General features: G+C 60.6%; 19 protein-coding genes. 9 read left to right on the top strand and 10 right to left on the bottom strand.

Going from position 1 to position 20,922, the window contains the following annotated elements; translation table 11 throughout:
- Positions 1 to 26: 26 nt before the first annotated feature.
- From GQ39_RS06630 to GQ39_RS06620, 3 genes are read right to left on the bottom strand one after another with little or no spacing between them, the layout of a single operon-like run.
- Positions 27 to 896 (bottom strand): rhomboid family intramembrane serine protease, encoded by an 870-nt coding sequence (locus GQ39_RS06630; protein WP_047528346.1) that lies wholly within the window; start codon positions 894 to 896, stop codon positions 27 to 29.
- On the bottom strand, positions 893 to 1,864 hold the full coding sequence (locus GQ39_RS06625) for a metallophosphoesterase (RefSeq protein WP_047528345.1): 972 nt from the start codon (positions 1,862 to 1,864) through the stop codon (positions 893 to 895). The genes GQ39_RS06630 and GQ39_RS06625 overlap by 4 nt, the downstream gene beginning before the upstream one ends.
- Positions 1,864 to 2,754 (bottom strand): NAD(+) kinase, encoded by an 891-nt coding sequence (locus tag GQ39_RS06620; protein ID WP_047528343.1) that lies wholly within the window; start codon positions 2,752 to 2,754, stop codon positions 1,864 to 1,866. Before GQ39_RS06620 ends, GQ39_RS06625 begins: the two co-directional genes overlap by 1 nt.
- A 115-nt stretch (positions 2,755 to 2,869) precedes the next feature.
- On the opposite strand from GQ39_RS06620, the gene GQ39_RS06615 reads away from it, so the two are divergent.
- Positions 2,870 to 3,820, top strand: a complete 951-nt coding sequence (locus tag GQ39_RS06615) for a DUF1853 family protein (RefSeq protein ID WP_047528342.1) — start codon at positions 2,870 to 2,872, stop codon at positions 3,818 to 3,820.
- 103 nt (positions 3,821 to 3,923) lie between these two features.
- Here the strand turns inward: GQ39_RS06615 and GQ39_RS06610 are convergent, their stop codons facing one another.
- Complete coding sequence (locus GQ39_RS06610; protein ID WP_047528339.1) at positions 3,924 to 5,207, bottom strand: arsenic transporter; 1,284 nt, start codon at positions 5,205 to 5,207, stop codon at positions 3,924 to 3,926.
- Between the two features lie 175 nt (positions 5,208 to 5,382).
- Positions 5,383 to 5,943, bottom strand: coding sequence for an NADPH-dependent FMN reductase (locus GQ39_RS06605; protein WP_047528337.1), 561 nt, complete (start codon positions 5,941 to 5,943; stop codon positions 5,383 to 5,385).
- Between the two features lie 182 nt (positions 5,944 to 6,125).
- Here GQ39_RS06605 and GQ39_RS06600 point away from each other — a divergent pair, with 182 nt between their 5' ends.
- Together GQ39_RS06600 and GQ39_RS06595 are read left to right on the top strand one after the other, a co-directional pair.
- A complete protein-coding gene (locus GQ39_RS06600) occupies positions 6,126 to 6,362 on the top strand; it encodes a hypothetical protein (protein WP_047528335.1) in 237 nt (78 codons plus the stop codon).
- An 89-nt stretch (positions 6,363 to 6,451) separates the two neighbouring features.
- Positions 6,452 to 7,345, top strand: coding sequence for a LysR substrate-binding domain-containing protein (locus GQ39_RS06595; RefSeq protein ID WP_047528333.1), 894 nt, complete (start codon positions 6,452 to 6,454; stop codon positions 7,343 to 7,345).
- On the opposite strand, the gene GQ39_RS06590 is transcribed toward GQ39_RS06595, so the two are convergent.
- The 5 genes from GQ39_RS06590 to GQ39_RS06570 all read right to left on the bottom strand — a co-directional run bounded on the left by GQ39_RS06590 (position 7,311) and on the right by GQ39_RS06570 (position 12,522).
- Positions 7,311 to 7,925: a GNAT family N-acetyltransferase gene (locus GQ39_RS06590; protein ID WP_047528331.1), complete on the bottom strand. Its 615-nt coding sequence runs from the start codon at positions 7,923 to 7,925 to the stop codon at positions 7,311 to 7,313. The genes GQ39_RS06595 and GQ39_RS06590 overlap by 35 nt on opposite strands.
- 14 nt (positions 7,926 to 7,939) lie before the next feature.
- Positions 7,940 to 10,195, bottom strand: a complete 2,256-nt coding sequence (locus GQ39_RS06585; protein WP_047528330.1) for an Orn/Lys/Arg decarboxylase N-terminal domain-containing protein — start codon at positions 10,193 to 10,195, stop codon at positions 7,940 to 7,942.
- Between the two features lie 117 nt (positions 10,196 to 10,312).
- Positions 10,313 to 11,071: a DNA polymerase III subunit epsilon gene (gene dnaQ / locus GQ39_RS06580; RefSeq protein ID WP_047528327.1), complete on the bottom strand. Its 759-nt coding sequence runs from the start codon at positions 11,069 to 11,071 to the stop codon at positions 10,313 to 10,315.
- A 147-nt stretch (positions 11,072 to 11,218) separates the two neighbouring features.
- Positions 11,219 to 11,671, bottom strand: coding sequence for a ribonuclease HI (gene rnhA / locus GQ39_RS06575; protein ID WP_047528325.1), 453 nt, complete (start codon positions 11,669 to 11,671; stop codon positions 11,219 to 11,221).
- A gap of 92 nt (positions 11,672 to 11,763) precedes the next feature.
- Positions 11,764 to 12,522 carry a class I SAM-dependent methyltransferase gene (locus GQ39_RS06570; protein ID WP_047528323.1) on the bottom strand — a complete coding sequence of 253 codons (759 nt, stop codon included), beginning with the start codon at positions 12,520 to 12,522 and terminating at the stop codon, positions 11,764 to 11,766.
- A gap of 65 nt (positions 12,523 to 12,587) precedes the next feature.
- On the opposite strand from GQ39_RS06570, the gene gloB reads away from it, so the two are divergent.
- The 6 genes from gloB to GQ39_RS06540 all read left to right on the top strand — a co-directional run bounded on the left by gloB (position 12,588) and on the right by GQ39_RS06540 (position 20,921).
- Positions 12,588 to 13,355: a hydroxyacylglutathione hydrolase gene (gene gloB, locus GQ39_RS06565; RefSeq protein ID WP_047528321.1), complete on the top strand. Its 768-nt coding sequence runs from the start codon at positions 12,588 to 12,590 to the stop codon at positions 13,353 to 13,355.
- 99 nt (positions 13,356 to 13,454) lie between these two features.
- Positions 13,455 to 14,903 carry a transglycosylase SLT domain-containing protein gene (locus tag GQ39_RS06560; protein ID WP_047528319.1) on the top strand — a complete coding sequence of 483 codons (1,449 nt, stop codon included), beginning with the start codon at positions 13,455 to 13,457 and terminating at the stop codon, positions 14,901 to 14,903.
- Between the two features lie 248 nt (positions 14,904 to 15,151).
- Positions 15,152 to 16,984 (top strand): extracellular solute-binding protein, encoded by a 1,833-nt coding sequence (locus tag GQ39_RS06555; protein WP_047528318.1) that lies wholly within the window; start codon positions 15,152 to 15,154, stop codon positions 16,982 to 16,984.
- The gene (locus tag GQ39_RS06550) at positions 16,981 to 18,822 is read left to right on the top strand and encodes an extracellular solute-binding protein (RefSeq protein WP_047528316.1); all 1,842 of its coding nucleotides are present in this window, start codon (positions 16,981 to 16,983) and stop codon (positions 18,820 to 18,822) included. The genes GQ39_RS06555 and GQ39_RS06550 overlap by 4 nt, the downstream gene beginning before the upstream one ends.
- 4 nt (positions 18,823 to 18,826) lie before the next feature.
- Positions 18,827 to 19,900: a microcin C ABC transporter permease YejB gene (locus GQ39_RS06545; protein ID WP_047528314.1), complete on the top strand. Its 1,074-nt coding sequence runs from the start codon at positions 18,827 to 18,829 to the stop codon at positions 19,898 to 19,900.
- Between the two features lies 1 nt (position 19,901).
- The gene (locus GQ39_RS06540; RefSeq protein WP_047528312.1) at positions 19,902 to 20,921 is read left to right on the top strand and encodes an ABC transporter permease; all 1,020 of its coding nucleotides are present in this window, start codon (positions 19,902 to 19,904) and stop codon (positions 20,919 to 20,921) included.
- The last annotated feature ends 1 nt before the right edge of the window (position 20,922 follow it).

Genomic DNA, 20,922 nt, shown 5'->3' with positions numbered 1-20,922 from the left:
CCGCGCTCTCTATGTACATAACTGTTTCAGGCGGCCAGTTTACGGCGGTTGTACAAACCACCCAACAAACCGGTCAGGCATCCGACGAGCAACCCGCCGACGTGGGCCGCGTTGGCGATTTCACCGAAGCCGATCATCGAGACCAGCCCGGACAGGCACAGCAGCAGCCACACCAGCATCATCACCAGTACCCCACGGGGCAGGCGATAGGCGGCGTTCGGCGACAATATCTGGAAAATCCAGCAATGCCCGAGCAGGCCGTACAGCACCCCGGACAAGCCGCCAAACAGGGTCGGGCCGCCGAATACGAACTGGGAAAAATTGGACACGAGGCTGAACAGCAAGGTCAGACCGATCAAATTGACAGTGCCCTGACGCGATTCGATGCGCCGCCCCAGCTCCCAGTACCACATGCCATTCATGGCCAGGTGCAGGATGCCGAAATGGATCAGCATCGGCGTCACCAGGCGCCACCACTGCCCCGCCGCCAAGCTGTCGGCCAATGGCACGAAGTGGATGTACTCACCGACGACGTGATAATCGAGGAAGGTCAGCCAGCGCATGGTGGCAAGGTTATCGCCCAGCAAGGTCACGACACCGACGAGCAGGCTGAGCAGCAGTATCAGCGCCGTGCCTTTTGCATGCCGAAGCTGCAAGGCGAAGCTCGGCCGGCGAACCGTTCGGGCCACCGGGATGGCCAGTTGCTCATCGGGGTCACCCGCCGGATAGCGTTCGTACAACACCCGGACGTCTTCACTGATGTTCGCCGGCACCCACAACACCTGCTCGCCCGACTCCTCACTGACCCGATGCGGTACCTGCATGCGTTGCAGCAACTTGACGAACCCGCTCAAATCCACCGCCAGCGGCAGTCGCAATACAGCGACATTCGTCATTGCAGTACCTCCGGGCGCTCGACGTCGACCCAGACGAACTTATGCGGATCGAGGCGAGTTTCCTGGTCCAGGCGATAGGCGACGAGTTTGCCGTAGAGCACGGCGCTGTAATCCAGGCACGCGAGGTTCGGACGAATCGGTGCCGGTTTGCCGCTGCGCCAGTAATGACCGACGAACAGCAACGGTTCGTCGATGCCATAGCGCAGCAAGTTGTTTTTCTCGGTTGACGTCAGTGGCGTGCGGGCCACCGGGTCGGGCAAGGCGTCAGGCTGGAACACGATGTCTCCGTAGGTTTGCGGATCGTCTTCCCAGAACTTGGTACGGAAGAACGAGCGTGTCAGGCCATCGCCGCTGGTCATGGTCAGACCATGGGGCAAACGCATGTCGGTGCCGCGCAGCAATCGGTCGAACACGGTGCAGGCGAAGCTGCCCGGCATGGCCGACGCCTGAAGGAAGTGCTCATCGACGCAACCATTGGGGAACAGCGCCCGCAACGGTTCGATCAAACTCGCGTCCCAACAGGCATGCACCACCCGGAAACGCCCGGCATCGACGAACAACGGCAGTTCATAGAACCATTGCTGAAAGTCATGCCAGTCCGCCGGATGATGCTCGAACTGGGTCAGGGTTTCCTGGAGCAACCGGGCATGGCGCGGGGTGTGTTCGCGCACGAACTGCTTGCCGCTGCCAGGGAGTGCCGGCGTGCACCAGCCCAACGCGTTGAACTCGTGGTTGCCCATGATGCACAGCGCCTGGCCGGCCTCGACCATGTCGTGGACGATGTGCAGCGCCTCGCGAATCCGCGGGCCGCGGTCGATGATGTCACCGACGAACACCGCCATGCGCGAAGCGTGGCGCCAGACGCCGGCTTGTTTGTGATAACCCAGTCGGTCGAGCAAGTGCTCCAGGGTCAGAGTGCAACCATGCACGTCACCGATCAGGTCGTAGCTACGCGCGGGATCGAGCATCAGTCGCCTCCACCCCCCAACTTGCTGCCCCAGCCGAGTTTGGTTCGGCAGACTTCATAATAGTTGTGGTCGAGCGGGTGAATCAGCCGCAGCTTCTGGGCTTTCTTGCTGACGGTGATGGTGTCGCCGGGCGCACAGGTAAAGTGGTTCTGCCCGTCGCACGAGACTTGCGGGTAAATCTGCATATCCTTGGACACGACGATTTTCAGCTCACTGTTGCCATCGACCACGATTGGCCTGCCTGACAGGGTATGGGGGTACATCGGCACAATCACAATAGCGTCGAGCTTGGGGTGCATGATCGGGCCACCCGCGGAAAGCGCATAGGCCGTCGACCCCGTCGGCGTCGCGACGATCAGGCCGTCGGCCTTCTGGCTGCAGACGAACTGGCCATCGATGTACAGCTCGAATTCGATCATCCGTGTGGATTTGCCGGGGTGCAGCACCACGTCATTGAGCGCGTCGCCCTGACCGATGGCCTCGGCGTGGCGCCGGACTTCGGCTTGTAACAGAAAGCGGTTTTCCACCAGATAGTGGCCGTCGAGCACTTCGGCGACCTTGATTTCCAGCTCATCGGGGCGAATGTCAGTCAGGAAACCCAGGCTGCCCCGGTTGATGCCCAGTACCGGAATATTGTGCCTGGCCAGCGCACGGGCCGCGCCCAGCAGGCTGCCATCCCCACCCACCACAATCACCATGTCACAGACTTCGCCGAGCATCTTGCGCGACGAGGTCTGCAGGCCATGGCCCGGCAGGACTTCGGCGATGGTGTCTTCGAGAATCACGTGCAGGTGACGATCGAGCAGAAAGCGTTTCAGTCGGCGGACGGTATCCAGCACCTGAGAACTGCCCAGGCGACCGATGATGCCGATATTGCGAAATTGCTCCATGGGGCTCCTAAGGAAGGGCAGCGACGGCGAAAAGCACGATTATGGGCGAAAGCCGCGGATAGACAAAATCCTTTCAGCCTCAAGGTAGCTTCCGGTTTCGGGCTATGCTCGCAAGATGATCCTATTTCCAGATTTATTGCAGTTACCCCATCAGTTGCGCCACCCCGAAGTGCGCGACCTGGCGTGGGTCATCCTGGCGCCGCCGATGCTCAGCGACACCCCGTGGCCGCAGCGCCATCCGCTGGCCGGCAGTGACTGGGTACAGGCGCCGGAACGCCTGCAACACTGGCTGCGACAACTGGACCGGGACAGTTATGACTTGCTGCATTGGCTGGCCCAGGCCCGCACCCGGCGCCTGGGCCTGTACTACGAGCGTCTCTGGCAATATGCCGTGCAGCACGCGCCCGGCATCGAGTTGATTGCCGCCAACATGCCGATTCGTCGCGAAGGCCACACCCTCGGCGAGCTGGACATGCTGCTGCGTGATCGCGACGGCGTGCATCACCTGGAGCTGGCAATCAAGCTGTACCTGGGGCCGCAAAACGGCGACGGCCACGATGCCGCGCAATGGCTCGGCCCCGGCTGCCATGATCGGCTGGACCGCAAACTGGCGCACCTGTGCCAGCATCAGCTGCCGATTTCCGCGCGCCCGGAAAGCCGCGAAGTGCTGGAGGCGCTGGATATCCGCGAGTTCAGCGCTCATTTGTGGCTGGGCGGTTATTTGCTTTATCCCTGGCCGGGGAAAGCCACACCCCCCAGGGGTGCGCATCCGCAGCATTTGCGTGGTCGCTGGCTGCACCAAAAGGACTGGGCCGAATTCGCGGCCCAGAGTCCGCCTGGCCGCTGGCAACCCCTGCCCCGCCATGCATGGCTGGCGCCAGCGCACTACCCGGCCGAGCAGACGTGGAGCGCCGAGCAGTTGGACGCGTGGCTGAGCGATCTGGAGCCGCTGGCCCCGGCGCAGTTGCTGGTGCGACTGGTGGAAAATGCCCACGGCGACTGGGAGGAAGCCGAACGATTGTTTCTGGTGGCGGATCTTTGGCCGGATGTGCCGGGACAGGGTTGATCCGGATTTTATGACAAATGTAGTGGCCCTATCGCGAGCAAGCTCGCTCCCACCTTGAATGCATTGCCCTGTGGGAGCGAGCCTGCTCGCGATTGCGGCGACGTTAAACGGACAACCGCACCGCCAGCGCCGCCAAGGTCACCAGCAACACCGGCACGGTCAACACGATCCCGACCTTGAAGTAATACCCCCAGCCAATCCGGATGTTCTTGCGCTCCAGCACATGCAACCACAAAAGTGTCGCCAGACTGCCAATCGGGGTGATTTTCGGGCCCAGATCGCTGCCAATGACGTTGGCGTAGATCATCGCTTCTTTCACCACCCCCGTCGCCTGGCTCGCATCAATGGACAGCAGGCCAATCAACACCGTCGGCAGGTTATTCATGATCGATGACAACAACGCCGTCAGCACCCCCGTGCCCAGCGCCGCGCCCCAGACGCCGTATCCGGCGAAAATGTCCAGCCAGCCCGCCAGATACCCGGTCAGCCCGGCGTTACGCAGGCCATAGACCACCAAATACATGCCCAGCGAAAAAATCACGATATGCCATGGGGCTTCCTTCATGACCTTGCGCGTGGAGATCTTGTGCCCACGGGCAGCGATGGCCAGCAGCAAGGCCGCGCACACCGCCGAGATCGCACTGATCGGAATGCCCAGCGGTTCCAGTGCAAAACAACCGAGCAACAGAATCACCAGCACCGCCCAACCGGCGTAGAACGTTGCCTTGTCGTGAATGGCGGACGCCGGGTGCTCCAGTTGCTCGGGGTCGTAATCCCGGGGAATGTCGCGCCGGAAAAACCACATCAGCACCGCCAGGGTCGCGGCAACGCTGACCAGGTTGACCGGAATCATCACCGCCGCATAGCGGTTGAAACCAATCTTGAAGAAGTCCGCTGAAACGATGTTCACCAGGTTCGACACCACCAGGGGCAGGCTCGCGGTATCGGCAATGAAACCGGCCCCCATGACAAACGCCAGGGTTGCCGTCGGCGAAAAGCGCAACGCCAGCAACATGGAAATCACGATGGGCGTCAGTATCAGCGCCGCGCCGTCATTGGCGAACAGCGCCGAAACCAGTGCGCCGAGCAGCACCATGTAGGCAAACAACTTTCGCCCGTTGCCCCGTCCCCAACGGGCTACATGCAACGCCGCCCAGGCAAACAGCCCGGCTTCGTCCAGCAACAGGCTGATGATGATCAGCGCGACAAAGGTACCAGTGGCGTTCCAGATGATCTGCCACACCAGCGGAATGTCACTCAGGTGCACCACGCCGAAAATCAGCGCCAGCACGGCACCCAGCACCGCGCTCCAGCCGACACCAAGGCCTTTGGGCTGCCAGATCACCAGGGTAATGGTCAGGAGAAAAATCAATGAAGCGGCGAGCATGCGAAACAGCCTTGAGCGAGGGGGCGGACCGGCAGGGATTCTGAAGTAGAGCCGCCGTGCATGGCAACGGCGACGATAGACTCAATACTGTTGTGCCTGCGTGACAGGGAACATGCCTGTCAAGGGAAGCCTGCCCCCTCTGCCACAGGCAAACTCCCTCGGGACACGAACGACCTCAGACTTTCTTGTGCTGCTCCACCCACTGACCATAGGCATTGATGAAGCTCTGCAGGAACGGCTTGACCGACTCCGACAGTTTGCCCGCCTCGTCGAACGCCGAACCGGCACCGCCCAGGTAGGCTTCCGGCTGCTGCATCAACGGCACGTTGAGAAACACCATGGACTGACGCAAGTGATGGTTGGCACCGAATCCGCCGATCGCACCCGGTGAAACACTGATCACCGCCCCCGGTTTGCCGCTCCAGGCACTCTTGCCATAGGGACGCGAACCGACATCGATTGCATTCTTCATCGGTGCCGGCACCGAACGGTTGTATTCCGGCGTGACGAACAGCACTGCGTCGGATGAACTCACTTGTTGTCGGAAACTACTGTAGGCTGCCGGCGGTGTAGCACCATCGATGTCTTCGTTGTAGAGCGGCAGGTCACCGATTTCGACAATGTTCAGCTTGAGATTGGCCGGCGCCAGGTCCGCCAGTGCGAGGGCGACCTTGCGGTTGATCGATTCTTTTCGCAGGCTGCCGACCACTACGGCGACGGTATAGACATTGCTCATGGAAGACTCTCGCTTATCGGTGGGAGGAACCTGAAGTTATAGTTGATCAGATGACGATTCAACCAGTGAACACAGGTATATCTGCGTTCTGATTATTTTTTATACGCAGGAAAACTTACCGTGTTCAGTGACGGTCTACACCACCGCACATTGAGTGATTTATCTCCAGAGGTTCTAAGCAGATGGCAGCAGTACTCGTCGGTCAGTTCCATGCAAGAGACGCGGAAGGCCGCATTTATTCCGTACATGAGTTCCAGGAATCCACCCCGCCGGCAGACGGCCTGGCAAGCGCGACGCCTGTCACCACGTACAAACTGGCTATTGGCGATCGCGTGAACAAGCTGGATGAAAATGAATTTCTATTGGTGCAGTCGGGCGTCACCATTACCCGCGAGCCGGTAACCAGCACCGCTTCATAACTCGACGTTATGAGCAGGAGTCATAGGCGCAGACTTGGGTTAGGATTCAGTCACTGGCTTCCTCACCCTGCTGAACATGGACTTCACGCATGCGCTTACGCCATATCGAAGTGATCCAGGCGCTCCTGCAGACCGGTCACCTGGGCACCGCCGCCGAATGGCTGCAGTTGCCGGTGATCGAAGTCGAGCGCATATTGCGCGACGCCGAGGATCAACTGGGCTTCATGCTGTTCTCCAGTGTACGCGGGCGCCTGCAAGCCACGCGGGAGGCGCGGGAGCTTCAAGTCGAAATGGCCCGCGTCTACGATGCGCTTGAACCGGTCCAACGCCTGGCCAATAGCCTCAGGCAATACCAGGCCCCGCCCTTACGTATCATTTGTACGCCTCCCCTGGCCCAGCAATTGCTGCCCCAAAGCATTGCGGCTTTGCGCCGACACCTGCCTGACGCGCCCTGCACCCTGCTCAGCCAACCGACCCGCGACATCGTCCGAAGCCTGCTGCTGCGCGAAAGCGATCTGGGCTTGAGCCTGCATGATCCCGATCGCGCCGAGATTGAATGCCAGGTGATTGCCCAGGGCAAACTGCAACTGCTCGCCCCCCACGGCTGGCTGCAACCCAGGCAGAAGTACATTTCCCTGCAGGATCTGGCGGGTCAGGCAATGGTCGGCCTCGAAGGGCATGACCCGCTCAGCCCGGCGCTGGAAAACAAACTGCATGCGCTGCGCCCGGCTCCGGTGATCCACACGCGGGTACAGACTCACCAGATGATGCGCAGCATGGTCGAGGCCGGTGAAGGCCTGGCCATCGTCGACCCCTTCACCGCCCTCGGCGCCAAATCGGCCGGGCTCGATGTCTGTCCGCTGGCGCCTGCGGTGCCGGTCAGTCTCTACGCCTTGAGCTTGAAAAACGGCGAGCCTTCCACCGCCGTTCAGGCCCTGTTGGCGATCATCACGGAACAAGCCGCGGCGATGTTGGCGAACTGATCGGATTTTCCAGCGGATTATCGAACAATCGATACCAGAACAGCGCCACCTCGGCGGTATTGGGGTCGATGCCCCGATAGCGCAGGTGATCGATGCCGCCGATCACATAACCGCAGCGCTCATAAAGACGACAGGCCCCCAGATTGTTGTTCTGGGTTTCCAGCATGATGCCTGGCAGCTTCTTCTTGCGACTCCAGAACTGCGCCACATCCAGCAGTGCCTTGGCCACACCATGGCGCCGGGCGGGCGCATGCACCGCCAGTTCGTCGATATGGGCAAAGCCATTCCAGTTAGTGCTGACCACTATATGGCCGACCGGCTCGTCATCCAGATACGCCATGAAAATCGCACTGTCGACGGCGTCGCGATAACTGCTGAACTCCTCGGGGTCAATGCCATAGCACTTGCGATAGGGCGTGATCGGCGTGATCGCCCATTGCTCCACTGGCTGGCCTATTTCGGGGGTGCCATAGGCGGTGACTTCAAAACTGAAATCACTGCCCCAGATATAGGCGGCAAAAGCTTCGTCGGCGACTCGCACCGACAGCCCTGGGTAAATCGGGTTTATGACCGGTTGCATACTGGGAAAGGTCCTCATTCCTTGATGCAATCGACGGTGTAGTGCCGTCCATTGCCCTCGTCTTCGTGTTGCAAGCCGTGCACATCGGCGACGAACCCGGGAAAGCTGCTGTCGAACGTGCGAGCAAACTTCAGGTAGTCGATGATCGAGCGGGTCGACTCGGTAAAACGCTCGCCGGGCATGATCAACGGAATCCCCGGCGGGTATGGCACCAACATCACGGCAGCGATACGCCCTTCCAGAGCATCGATCGACACCGCTTCAACTTCGCCGCGCACCAACTGATCATAGGCGTCAGCCGGCTTCATGGCGATTTCCGGCAATACCGTGTACATGCGCTTGAGATGCCTGGCCGTGGCATTGCTGCGATAACAGGCGTGCAATTGATCGCACAGGTCACGCAGGCCCATGCCCTGATAACGCGCAAGATTCTCCTGCGCCACGCACGGCAGGCAGTTGGCCAGACTGACGTTGGCGTCGTAGCTGCGCTTGAATTCCAGTAACTCGGTAAGCAGCGTGCTCCACTTGCCCTTGGTGATGCCCATGGAGAACAGCACCAGGAACGAATAGAGCCCGGTCTTTTCCACCACCAGCCCGCGCTCCCAAAGGAACTTGCTGACCACCGCCGCCGGAATCCCGCGCTCACTGAGGGCGCCGCCTGCGGTCAAACCCGGCATCACTAGGGTGACCTTGATCGGATCGAGCAACACGTAATCGTCGGTCACGCCGCCAAAGCCGTGCCAGTCGTCCTCCGGTTGCAGCAGCCAGTCTTGCGTGACAACGCGCTCGATGCCTTCCACCGAAGGCGGTTGCCAGATGGAAAACCACCAGTCATCGGCGGCGATATGCTGGCGCAGATTGGCCAGCGCCCGGCGAAAACTCAGGGCCTCGTCGAACATTTCCTGCAACAGCGAACGTCCGGCAGGCCCTTCCATCATGGCCGAAGCGACGTCCAGCGAAGCGATGATGCCGTACTGCGGCGACGTCGAGATGTGCATCATGAACGCTTCGTTGAAGCGATCGCGATCGAGCTGCCGCGCGCCACCGTCTTGCACATGAATCATCGATGCCTGGCTGAACGCTGCCAGCAGCTTGTGGGTGGAATGGGTGGTGAATACCAACGGGCCGTTTTCAGTGCGTGAGGTGCCCATGCCGTAACGCCCGGCGAAAAACTCGTGGAACGCCGCATAGGCGTACCAGGCCTCATCGAAATGCAGCACCTCGACGCTGGTGCCCAACTGCTGCTTGATCAGCTCCGCGTTGTAGCACAGGCCGTCATAGGTTGAATTGGTGACCACCGCGAGTTTGACCTTGGGCGCCCGCCCCTTGGTCAATGGACTGGCATCGATCTTCGCCTGGATCGATTCGCGACTGAATTCACTCAACGGAATCGGACCGATGATCCCCAGCTCATTGCGCTCCGGGCACAGGTACAGCGGGATCGCGCCCGTCATGATGATCGAATGCAGGACCGACTTATGACAGTTGCGATCGACCAGCACCATGTCATCGCGCGCGACCATGGAGTGCCAGACGATCTTGTTCGCGGTCGATGTCCCGTTGATGACGAAAAAAGTGTGATCGGCGCCGAAGTTGCGCGCCGCCCGGGCTTCTGCTTCTGCCAGCGGCCCGGTGTGATCCAGCAGCGACCCCAGCTCCGGCACCGACACCGACAAATCCGAACGTAGGGTGTTTTCCCCGAAAAACTGGTGAAAGGCCTGCCCCACGGGACTCTTGTGGTAGGCCACGCCACCACCATGCCCAGGCGTGTGCCAGGAATAGTTGGAGTCTGCCGTGTGCTGCACCAGCGCCTTGAAAAAGGGCGGCAGCAAGCCATCGAGGTATTTGCGCGCAGCCCGCGCCACCTGACGGGCGAGAAAAGGCACGGTGTCTTCGAACAGATAAAGAATCCCGCGCAATTGATTGAGCTCGGCCATGGCGTCGGCGGGGGCGTTTTCCAGGGTGACTTGCTCGCCCAGGGCGAAGATCGGCAGGTCCGGCGCGCGCACCCGCGCCAAACCGATCAACTCGGCCATATTCTGTAACAAATGCGAACGAGCGCTGGCGTCTTCGGCGGCGATCAACATGCACGAGAGACCGTGATGAGTCGAAGCCACCAAACGTCCTTCGGTGTAGTCCACGGCCGAGACAATGCTGAAGCCTTCCTGCTCCAGCTCCCGGGCAATGCCCCGCACGCGGTCACCGGCAACGGTGTCGGCCTTGATGTCGCGGTGGACGATCAATACCGGGAATTTCAAATCTTTATACATGGGACTCAATGTCCTGAGGCGGCAGACCAGAGCCTGCCAATAACCTCAGGTTAGAGGGTTGCAACGGATGTAGCGAGTGCGACGCCCCAAAACGGGTCACCGGCATAAAGAAACGACCTAGGCCTGAGCTTCAGCCTCGGCCAACTGCACCCACAGCGCCGGCGCACCTGCCGACTTGGCAATGGCTTCCATGCGTGCCACGTGCCGGGCCATATCGTCTTCGCTGGCGCGAATGATACGTGTCGGCTGGCGATCGGCGGGCAGACGGCGGATTTCAGTGGCGGAGTTGTCCGCGCCTTCGCCGGAGCCATTGCCATCGGACGCATTGCCGGCCAGCGACAGGCTGGTCTGGCCGCCGGTCATGGTCAGGTAAACGTCGGCGAGAATCTCGGAGTCGAGCAAGGCGCCGTGCAGTTCACGGCCGGAGTTGTCGACGCCGTAGCGTTTGCACAAGGCATCGAGGCTGTTGCGCTGCCCCGGGTGACGCTCCCGAGCCATGAGCAGGGTGTCGAGGATCGAGCAGTGCTGCGTGATGTCCGCACGGTCGTGCTGGCCCATCAGGGCGAATTCGTTGTTGATGAAGCCAACGTCGAACGCCGCGTTATGGATGATCAGCTGCGCGCCCTTGATGAATTCGAAGAATTCTTCGGCCACTTCGGCGAAACGCGGCTTGCCCACCAGAAACTCGTTGGTGATGCCGTGGACGCCGATGGCGCCTTCATCACTTTCGCGATCCGGTTGCAGGTAGACGTGGAAATGCCGACCGGTCAGGCGACGACCGATCAACTCGACACAACCGATTTCGATAATCCGGTGGCCGTCGGTCACCGGCATGCCGGTGGTTTCGGTATCGAGTACAACGGATCTGGTGGCCATCTAATGCTCAGCTCTCAATCGGTCAATCGTGCAAAAACGGCGATGGTAACACGCTCGCGAACCCGGAAAAGCATCGCGAGCAGGCTCTCTCCCCCCAAGACTTCCTGCGGGAGCGTGCCTGCTCGCAATTGGCGAAGACTCGATGGATCAGGCCTGCTTGAACCCGCGCACTTCATCCACGCCACGGTTGGCCAGTTGGTCGGCCCGCTCATTGCCATGGTGGCCGATGTGCCCGCGGACCCATTTCCAGGTGACGTTGTGACGGTTGACCTGCTCGTCGAGCATTTTCCATAGATCAGCGTTCTTGACCGGTTCTTTCGCCGCGGTTTTCCAGCCGCGTTTTTTCCAGTTGGCCATCCACTCGTTGATGCCCTTCATCACGTACTGCGAGTCGGTCACCAGCAGCACATCACAAGGACGCTTGAGCTCTTCGAGGCCACGGATCGCGCCCATCAGCTCCATGCGGTTGTTGGTGGTGTTGGTTTCGCCGCCCCAGAGTTCCTTTTCAACACCCTTGCACACCAGTAATGCGCCCCAGCCGCCAGGGCCAGGGTTGCCTTTACAGGCGCCGTCAGTGAAGAGTTCTACGCTATCGCTCATGCCAATCTATCCAGAAAATGCGGTGGCTCGCCGATCGTTGATCGACAACGCCCGAGACCAGGGGCAACCCCGACCAGGAAATACAAGGTGAATTACGGTTCGATATGACGACGGTTGACCTTGGCCATGGGCAATGGAATCAACTTGCCCATCGGTTCGCGGCGCTCCTGACGCAAGGGTCGCAGGCCGACCACTATCTTGCGCGCCACCAATAAATAGAAGCCACCGCCAGACAACTGCCAGCGACCGGCCATGCGCTCCCAGCCGGCCAGACGGGTCTGCCAGGCGGGTGACGCGAGCGGCGGACGATAGCACCCGAAGCGGCGTTTCTCCAGCGCGAAGCCCAGCAGATTCAGCCAGTCGGCGACCCGCGACGGGGAAATGCAGCGGGCCTTGCGCAACGCATCATGAGCGAACACATGACGCAGTCCCCAACTGCTCCAGGGATTGATCCCGATGATCAACAGGTGCCCGCCAGGCCGCACGCTGCTCGCCGCTTCGCGCAGCAGTCCGTGGGGCGACAGGCAGAAGTCCAGGCCATGCTGCATGACCACCACGTCGGCGGCATGTTCGCTCAACGGCCACGCTTGCTCTTCGCAAACAATCTCAACCCCTGGCAACGGCGCGCCCAGACGGACATTGCGCTGCACCTGTGGTGCCGACGGTGGTGTCTGGGCGGATGGACCGTAATGCACCAGATAACCGCCGAAAAAGCGACCCAGCTCTTCTTCGAGCATGCGCCGTTCTTCATCCAGCAAAAACTGCCCGATGGGACCGGACAGCCAGTCACGGGCCGCGCTGATCAACGCCAGCCAGTCAGGATCAGCCTGAGCGAACGCTTTATCCGTCATTGCATTCTCCAACGCGCCAGGAAGCTCTAAGATGCGCCATTGCTTTCCAATTGGCGAATCCGACGATGATACAGATCACTGCCCTGCCCGCCTTTACCGACAACTACATCTGGTTGTTACAAGATCCCGACACCCGGCGCTGCGCGGTGGTCGACCCCGGCGATGCCGCCCCCGTGCAGGCCTGGCTTGCAGCCAATCCGCAATGGGTGTTGAGCGATATTCTGATCACTCATCACCATCATGACCATGTCGGCGGCGTCGAACAGCTGAAAAAAACGACGGACGCCACAGTCTACGGCCCGGCCAGTGAAAACATTCCGGCGCGGGACGTGGCCCTCAAGGACAACGACCGCATCAATGTACTGGGCCATGACTTCGACGTCATCGCCGTGCCCGGCCATACCCTGGGGCACATTGCCTATTATCATCGCGGCCTGCTGTTTTGCGGAGATACCCTGTTTGCGGCCGGTTGCGGACGCCTGTTCGAGGGGACGCCCCTGCAAATGTACACCTCGCTGTCGCGCCTCGCGGCCCTTCCCGAAAATACGCTGGTGTACTGCACTCACGAATATACGCTGAGCAACCTGCGTTTCGCCGCGGCGGTCGAGCCCGGCAATCCCGATACGCTGGAACGCCTCGCCACCGTTACCCGCCAACGGGAAGCCGGCGTTATCACACTGCCTTCCACGGTGGCCCTGGAAAAACGTACAAACCCGTTTTTGCGTACCGCCGTAACATCCGTTAAAGAAAAAGTGGACGAACGGACCGGCACCGATAACTCTGCGCCCGATATGGTTTTTGCTGCGCTAAGAAGTTGGAAAGACACATTCTGAGCCGCCTGTACGATGGTGCAAAAACCATGAGTGGTTGACCGTTGGAGGTGCGCTTTCTAGAATCCCCCGACATTTTTGCCCGGAACTTACTTCCAGCCAATGTCGTCATCTATTCGCAAAGCCATCAATTCGGACGCATTGACCCGCCTGGCTCAAGCCATCGCGGTGGCTGTGTCAGCGACCTTGGCCGGCTGTTCCAGCCATGTGCCGCAAACCGATGCGGCACACACTCCGAATATTGCCGCGCGCGCCAAGCAGAAGCCCGTCTGGCTCAGCGAAAAGCCGAGCCCGCAGATTCCGCAGGACGTCTGGGAGCGCATGCGCCAGGGCTTCCAGTTGCAGGATGGCCTGGGCGTCAACCCGCGCATCGAGCAGCAACGCCTGTGGTTCGCCAGCAACCCGTCTTTTCTCGAAAATGCCGGCGAACGCGGCAGCCTCTACATTCACTACATCATCGAACGTCTTGAAGAGCGCAACATGCCGCTGGAGCTGGCGCTGTTGCCGGTGATCGAAAGCGCCTACAACCCGATGGCCTACTCCCGGTCCGACGCGGTGGGCCTTTGGCAATTCATCCCTTCCACCGGGCGTTACTACAACCTGCGTCAAACCCGCTTTTATGATGGCCGTCGCGACATCACCGCCTCGACCACCGCCGCGATGGATTACCTGACTCGCCTGCACGACATGTTCAACGGTGACTGGCTGCTGGCCCTTGCCGCGTACAACGCAGGCGAAGGCACGGTCAGCCGGGCCATCGAGCGCAATGAAAGGCTCGGCCTGCCTACCGACTACTGGAACCTGCCGCTGCCTGCCGAGACCCAGGCGTATGTGCCGAAACTGCTGGCCCTCTCGCAAGTGGTGCTGGCGCCAGAGGCCTACGGCGTGAACCTTAACCCGATCGCCAACGAACCCTATTTCAAAGTCGTCGAAATCAACCAGCGCATGGACCTGTCCAAGGTCGCCGAAGTCGCCAACATCGACGAAGACGAACTGTTCCAGCTCAATCCGGCGTTCAAGCAGCGCACCACCCTCGACGGCCCCCAGCATCTGTTGGTGCCGACCTCCAAGGCGCAGCTGCTGACCACCAGCCTGCAGACCATGCGTCCTGAAGAGTTGATCAGCAAGAAATCGCGCAAACCGGTTTTCGAGGGCGCTGATGACATCCAGGTGGCGAGTGCCAAACGCAACTACCGGGTCAAGCGTGGCGATAACCTGGGCTCCATCGCCAAGGCCAACAACGTCGACACCAAGGACCTGCAGCGCTGGAACAAGCTGAGTGGCAAGAACCTCAAACCGGGCCAGACCCTGGTTCTTCAGGACACCAGCAAACGCGGTTCCGGACGCATCAACACCGTGGTCGCGGCCAATGCCAAGACCAAGGGCGAGACCAAGAAGCCACAATCCCAATACAAGGTTCAGCAAGGCGACTCGCTGTACATGGTGGCCAAGCGCTTCAATGTTGAAATGCAACACCTCAAGCGCTGGAACCCGCGCGTCGGCCAGGCGTTGAAACCAGGTCAGATGCTGACCGTTGCCAATCCGCATTAAAAACGAGCCCCTGAATTCAGGGGCTTTTTTTGCCCGCGAATTTTTTACCCCGCAGGAGCAAGCCTGCTCGCGAAAAACCAGAGAGCGCCGCCGCGCTTCCCGTTTTACGCGTAATCTCCCGAACCATCGCGAGCAAGCCGGCTCCTGCAACGGAACAGATCTGCTTTAAACCCCTGTCTTTTTCCTGTCCATACAAGCTGTTACTGTACGATCCACAAAGCCCAAGCCGCCCGGATCGGATTCCCTATTTGAAGCATCCCCTCCTCTCGCTCCTGATCTGCCTGGCCTTGAGCTCCACCGCAAGCGCGACGATCAGCGAAAGCCACGGTTATGCGCAGTTCGGCTCGCTCAAGTACCCGGCCAGATTTACCCACTTCGACTGGGTCAACCCGCAAGCGCCCAAGGGCGGTACGTTGCGGGTGATGGCGTTTGGCACCTTCGATACGCTCAATCCTTACACCTTCAAGGGCACCAGCCCGGTGACCACGCCGAATTTCCTGCAATACGGCATCAACGAACTCAATGAGCCGCTGATGGTCGGCACAGGTCAGTACGCACCGTCCGGCGACGAACCCGCCTCCAGTTACGGCCTGATTGCCCAGTCGGTGGAGTACAACGAGGACCGCAGCTGGGTGGTGTTCAACCTGCGCCCCGAGGCGCGTTTCCACGACGGCACCCCCATCACCGCCCATGACGTCGCGTTTTCCTACCGTTTGCTGCTCAAGGAAGGCCATCCGCTGTACCGCACCAGCCTCCAGGAAGTGTTGAGGGTCGACATTCTCAATCCACGGCGCATACGGTTCGTCTTCAAACGCGCCGGCAATCCGCTGCTGATCTTGCGACTGGGCGAGTTGCCGGTACTGCCGCAGCACTACTGGAAGGGTCGGGACTTCAAGGCCACCACCTTCGAACCACCACTGGGCAGCGGACCGTACCGCATCACGTCGGTGACGCCGGGACGACAGATCGTTTTCGAGCGGGTCAAGGACTACTGGGGCAAGGATCTGGCAGTCAATCGCGGCAAATACAATGTCGACCGCATGGAGGTCGAGTTCTACCGGGACAGCGATGTCGCGTTCGAAGCGTTCAAGGCCGGCGAGTTCGACATTTACATCGAGCACCAGGCGAAGAACTGGGACACCGGCTACAACTTCCCGGCGATACGCCGCGGTGACGTGATCAAGGCGCAGATCCCGCACCAGATCCCGACCCAGAGCCAGGGTCTGTTCATGAACAGCCGCCGGCCGACGTTCTCCGACGTGAAGGTTCGTGAAGCGCTGGGGCTGATGTTCGACTTCGAGTGGACCAACCGCACGCTGTTCAGCGGCGCCTACATGCGCGCCATGAGTTACTACCCCAACAGCGAGTTCTCCGCCACCGGCCTGCCGGTCGGACATGAATGGCTGATGCTCAAACCCTGGCGCGAGCAGTTGCCCGCGAAGCTCTTTACCGAGCCCTTCAGCCTGCCGCAGACCCAAGGCGCCGGCATCCCCCGGGAAACCCTGCGCAAAGCCCTGGGGCTGCTCGCCGAAGCCGGCTGGAAGCTCAACGGCCAGCGCCTGCAAAACGCCGCCGGGCAACCCTTGCGCCTGGAGATCCTGCTGGTCAATCCGAACCTGGAGCGCATCCTCCAGCCTTACGTCGAGAACCTCGCCAGCATCGGCGTCGACGCCCGGCTGCGCACGGTCGATCGTGCGCAGTACAAACAGCGCCTCGACCAGTTCGATTTCGACATGATCCTGATGACGCTCAACCAGACCCTAAGCCCGGGCCTGGAGCAATGGCAGTACTTTCATTCCAGCCAGGTCGGGGTCAAGGGCAGCAAGAATTACGCCGGCATCGCCAACCCGGTGGTCGACCACCTGCTCGAACAACTGCTCGCAGCAAAGAGTCGCGATGAGCAAGTGGCCGCCGGCAGGGCCCTGGATCGGGTACTGCTCTGGCAGCACTACAGCATTCCCAACTGGTACCTCAATTATCACCGTCTGGCCTACCGCAACCGGTTGGCTTTCGTCACCACGCCGCCCTACACCCTGGGCCTGAGCGCGTGGTGGCTGAAATCTTCGGAGAAAGATCAATGAAGCCTGTAAGCGCCCTGCTCCTGCAGGCCAGCGCCCTGTTGTTCGCCGGGCTGGCCTGTGCCGCCCCGCAGCATGCCCTGACCCTGTACAACGAGCCGCCGAAATACCCGGCCGATTTCAAACACTTCGATTACGTCAACCCGGATGCCCCCAAGGGCGGAAAATTCCGCCAGGCCGGGTTTGGCGGCTTCGACAGCCTCAACCCGTTCATCAGCAAAGGGGTGGCCGCCGAAGACATCACGCTGATCTACGACACCCTGGCCAAACAGGGCCTGGATGAACCGTTCACCGAATACGGCCTGGTCGCCGGCAAAATCGAAAAAGCCCCGGACAACACCTGGGTGCGTTTCTACCTGCGCCCGGAAGCGCGATTCCACGATGGTCATCCGATACGCGCCGAAGATGTGGTGTTCAGCTTCCAGACCCTGATCAAGGATGGCGCCCCGATGTACCGTGGCTATTACAGCGACGTTGACGAAGTGGTCGCCGAGGACCCGCTCACGGTGCTGTTCAAGTTCAAGCACAGCAACAACCGAGAACTGCCGCTGATCCTCGGCCAGTTGCCGGTACTGCCCAAGCATTGGTGGGCCACCCGCGATTTCAACAAGGGCAACCTGGAAATTCCCCTGGGCAGCGGCCCCTATCGGGTCAGCGAAGTGAAGGCCGGGCGTTCGGTGCGCTATGAGCGGGTCAAGGATTACTGGGGCAAGGATCTCCCGGTCAACCGTGGTTTCTACAACTTCGACGTGATGACCACCGATTACTATCGCGACAACACCGTCGCGCTGGAGGCGCTCAAGGCCGGGCAGTTCGATTACTGGCTGGAGATGACCGCCAAGAACTGGGCCAACGCCTACAACATCCCGGCGGTCACCGAGGGCCGCTTGATCAAGGAGCAAATCCCCAACGGCAACCCCACCGGCATGCAAGGCTTCGTGTTCAACCTGCGTCGCCCGATGTTCCAGGATGTGCGCGTGCGTCAGGCCCTGACACTGTTGCTGGATTTCGAATGGACCAACAAGCAATTGTTCAACGGCGCCTACGCGCGAACCCGCAGCTACTTCGAAAACTCGGAAATGGCCGCCACCGGCCTGCCGGACGCCGATCAACTGGCAATCCTCGAACCGTTCCGCGGCAAGATTCCCGAACAGGTGTTCAGCGAAGCCTTCCAGAACCCGGTCACCGATGGCAGCGGCATGATCCGCGCCCAGCAGCGCAAGGCCTATCAACTGCTGCAAGAGGCCGGCTGGCGCATCGTCGACGACAAAATGGTCGACGCCACCGGCAAACCGGTGACGATCGAGTTCCTGCTGGCCCAGACCGAATTCGAGCGGGTGCTGTTGCCGTTCAAGCGCAACCTGAGCGACCTGGGCATCGACCTGGTGATTCGCCGGGTTGACGTCTCGCAGTACGTCAACCGCGTGCGCTCGCGGGACTTCGACATGATCGTCGGCAGCTTCCCGCAGTCCAACTCGCCGGGCAACGAACAGCGCGAGTTCTGGATGAGCGCTGCCGCCGACAAACCGGGCAGCCGCAACTCCATGGGCCTCAAGGACCCGGTGGTGGACCAACTGGTGGAACAATTGATCAACGCCGATTCGCGCAAAAGCCTGGTGGCCCATGCACGCGCACTGGACCGGGTGCTGCAATGGGGCTATTACGTGGTTCCCAACTGGCACATCAAAACCTGGCGCGTGGCCTACTGGAACCACATCGGCCATCCCAAGATCTCGCCTAAATATGACATCGGCACCGCCACTTGGTGGGTCAAGCCCGATGCCAAACCGGCCATAGAGATCGAAACCAAATTGCAAGCCGACCCTGCGGGCACGGAGTAATCAGATGCTGGCGTATATTTTTCGGCGACTGCTGCTGATCATTCCGACCTTGTTCGGCATTTTGCTGATCAACTTCGTGATCATCCAGGCCGCCCCCGGCGGGCCGGTGGAGCAGATGATCGCCAAACTCGAAGGTTTCGAAGGCGCCACCAGCCGCATCGCCGGTGGCGGTGCCGAAGTCTCGGTAGCCGGCTCGGCCTATCGCGGCGCCCAAGGCCTGGACCCGGCGCTGGTCAAGGAAATCGAGCACATGTACGGCTTCGACAAGTCGGCGCCGGAACGCCTGTGGATCATGGTGAAGAACTATGCGTCCCTGGATTTCGGCGACAGTTTCTTTCGCGACGCCAAGGTCATCGACCTGATCAAGGAAAAGATGCCCGTGTCGATCTCCCTTGGGCTGTGGAGCACGCTGATCATGTACCTGGTGTCGATCCCGCTGGGGATCGCCAAGGCCACGCGGCACGGCAGTCACTTCGACGTCTGGACCAGTTCGGCGATCATCGTCGGCTACGCCATCCCGGCGTTCCTGTTCGCCATCCTGCTGATCGTGGTGTTTGCCGGCGGCAGTTATCTGGACTGGTTCCCGTTACGCGGGTTGACGTCGAACAACTTCGATGAACTGAGCATGGGCGGCAAGGTGCTCGATTATTTCTGGCACCTGGCGCTGCCGGTGACCGCGCTGGTGATCGGCAACTTCGCGACCATGACCCTGCTGACCAAAAACAGCTTCCTCGACGAAATCAACAAGCAATACGTGGTCACCGCCAAGGCCAAGGGCCTGACCAACCATCGCGTGCTCTACGGCCATGTGTTCCGCAACGCCATGCTGCTGGTGATCGCCGGGTTCCCGTCGGCGTTCATCGGTATTTTCTTCACCGGTTCGCTGCTGGTCGAAGTGATCTTCTCCCTCGACGGCCTCGGCCTGATGAGTTTCGAAGCGGCGATCAACCGCGATTACCCGGTGGTTTTCGGCACCCTGTTCATCTTCACCCTGCTGGGGCTGGTGGTGAAACTGATCGGCGACCTCACCTACACCTTTGTCGATCCGCGCATCGACTTCGAAAGCCGGGAGCATTGAGATGAACCTGTCCCCTCTCAATCGCCGTCGCTTCGAACTGTTCAAGGCCAACAAGCGTGGCTGGTGGTCGCTGTGGCTGTTTCTGATCCTGTTCGGCGCCAGCCTCGGCGCCGAACTGATTGCCAACGACAAACCCCTGGTGGTGCATTACGACAACAACTGGTACTTCCCGGCGCTCAAGCGTTACCCGGAAACCACCTTCGGCGGCGAATTCCCGCTGGAAGCCAACTACAAGAGCCCGTACATCCGCGAACTGCTCAAGGCCAAGGACGCCTGGGTGCTGTGGGCGCCGATTCCCTACAGCTACCAGAGCATCAACTACGACCTGAAAGTCCCGGCACCGGCGCCGCCCTCGAGCGATAACCTCCTCGGCACCGATGACCAGGGCCGTGACGTATTGGCCCGGGTGATCTACGGCTTCCGCATTTCGGTGTTGTTCGCCCTGACACTGACCCTGTTCAGCTCGATCATTGGCGTCATCGCCGGTGCCCTGCAGGGTTTCTACGGTGGCTGGATCGATCTGGCCGGGCAGCGATTCCTCGAAATCTGGTCCGGGTTGCCGGTGCTCTATCTGCTGATCATCCTGGCCAGTTTTGTCCAGCCCAATTTCTGGTGGCTGCTGGGCATCATGCTGTTGTTTTCCTGGATGAGCCTGGTCGACGTGGTGCGCGCCGAATTCCTGCGGGGGCGCAACCTGGAATACGTACGCGCGGCCCGGGCGCTGGGCATGCAGAATGGGGCGATCATGTTCCGCCACATCCTGCCCAACGCCATGGTCTCGACCATGACCTTCATGCCGTTCATCCTGACCGGCGCCATCGGCACCCTCACCGCCCTGGATTTCCTCGGCTTCGGCCTGCCGGCGGGCAGTCCTTCCCTGGGTGAACTGGTGGCCCAGGGCAAATCCAACCTGCAAGCACCGTGGCTCGGCATGAGCGCGTTTGCGGTGTTGGCGTTGATGTTGAGTTTGCTGGTGTTTATCGGCGAGTCCGCTCGCGACGCCTTCGACCCGAGGAAGTGAA

It is taken from the genome of Pseudomonas sp. 11/12A, from assembly GCF_000800055.1.
Lineage (GTDB): Bacteria > Pseudomonadota > Gammaproteobacteria > Pseudomonadales > Pseudomonadaceae > Aquipseudomonas > Aquipseudomonas mohnii.
This window is presented reverse-complemented; position numbering and strand designations above follow the sequence as displayed.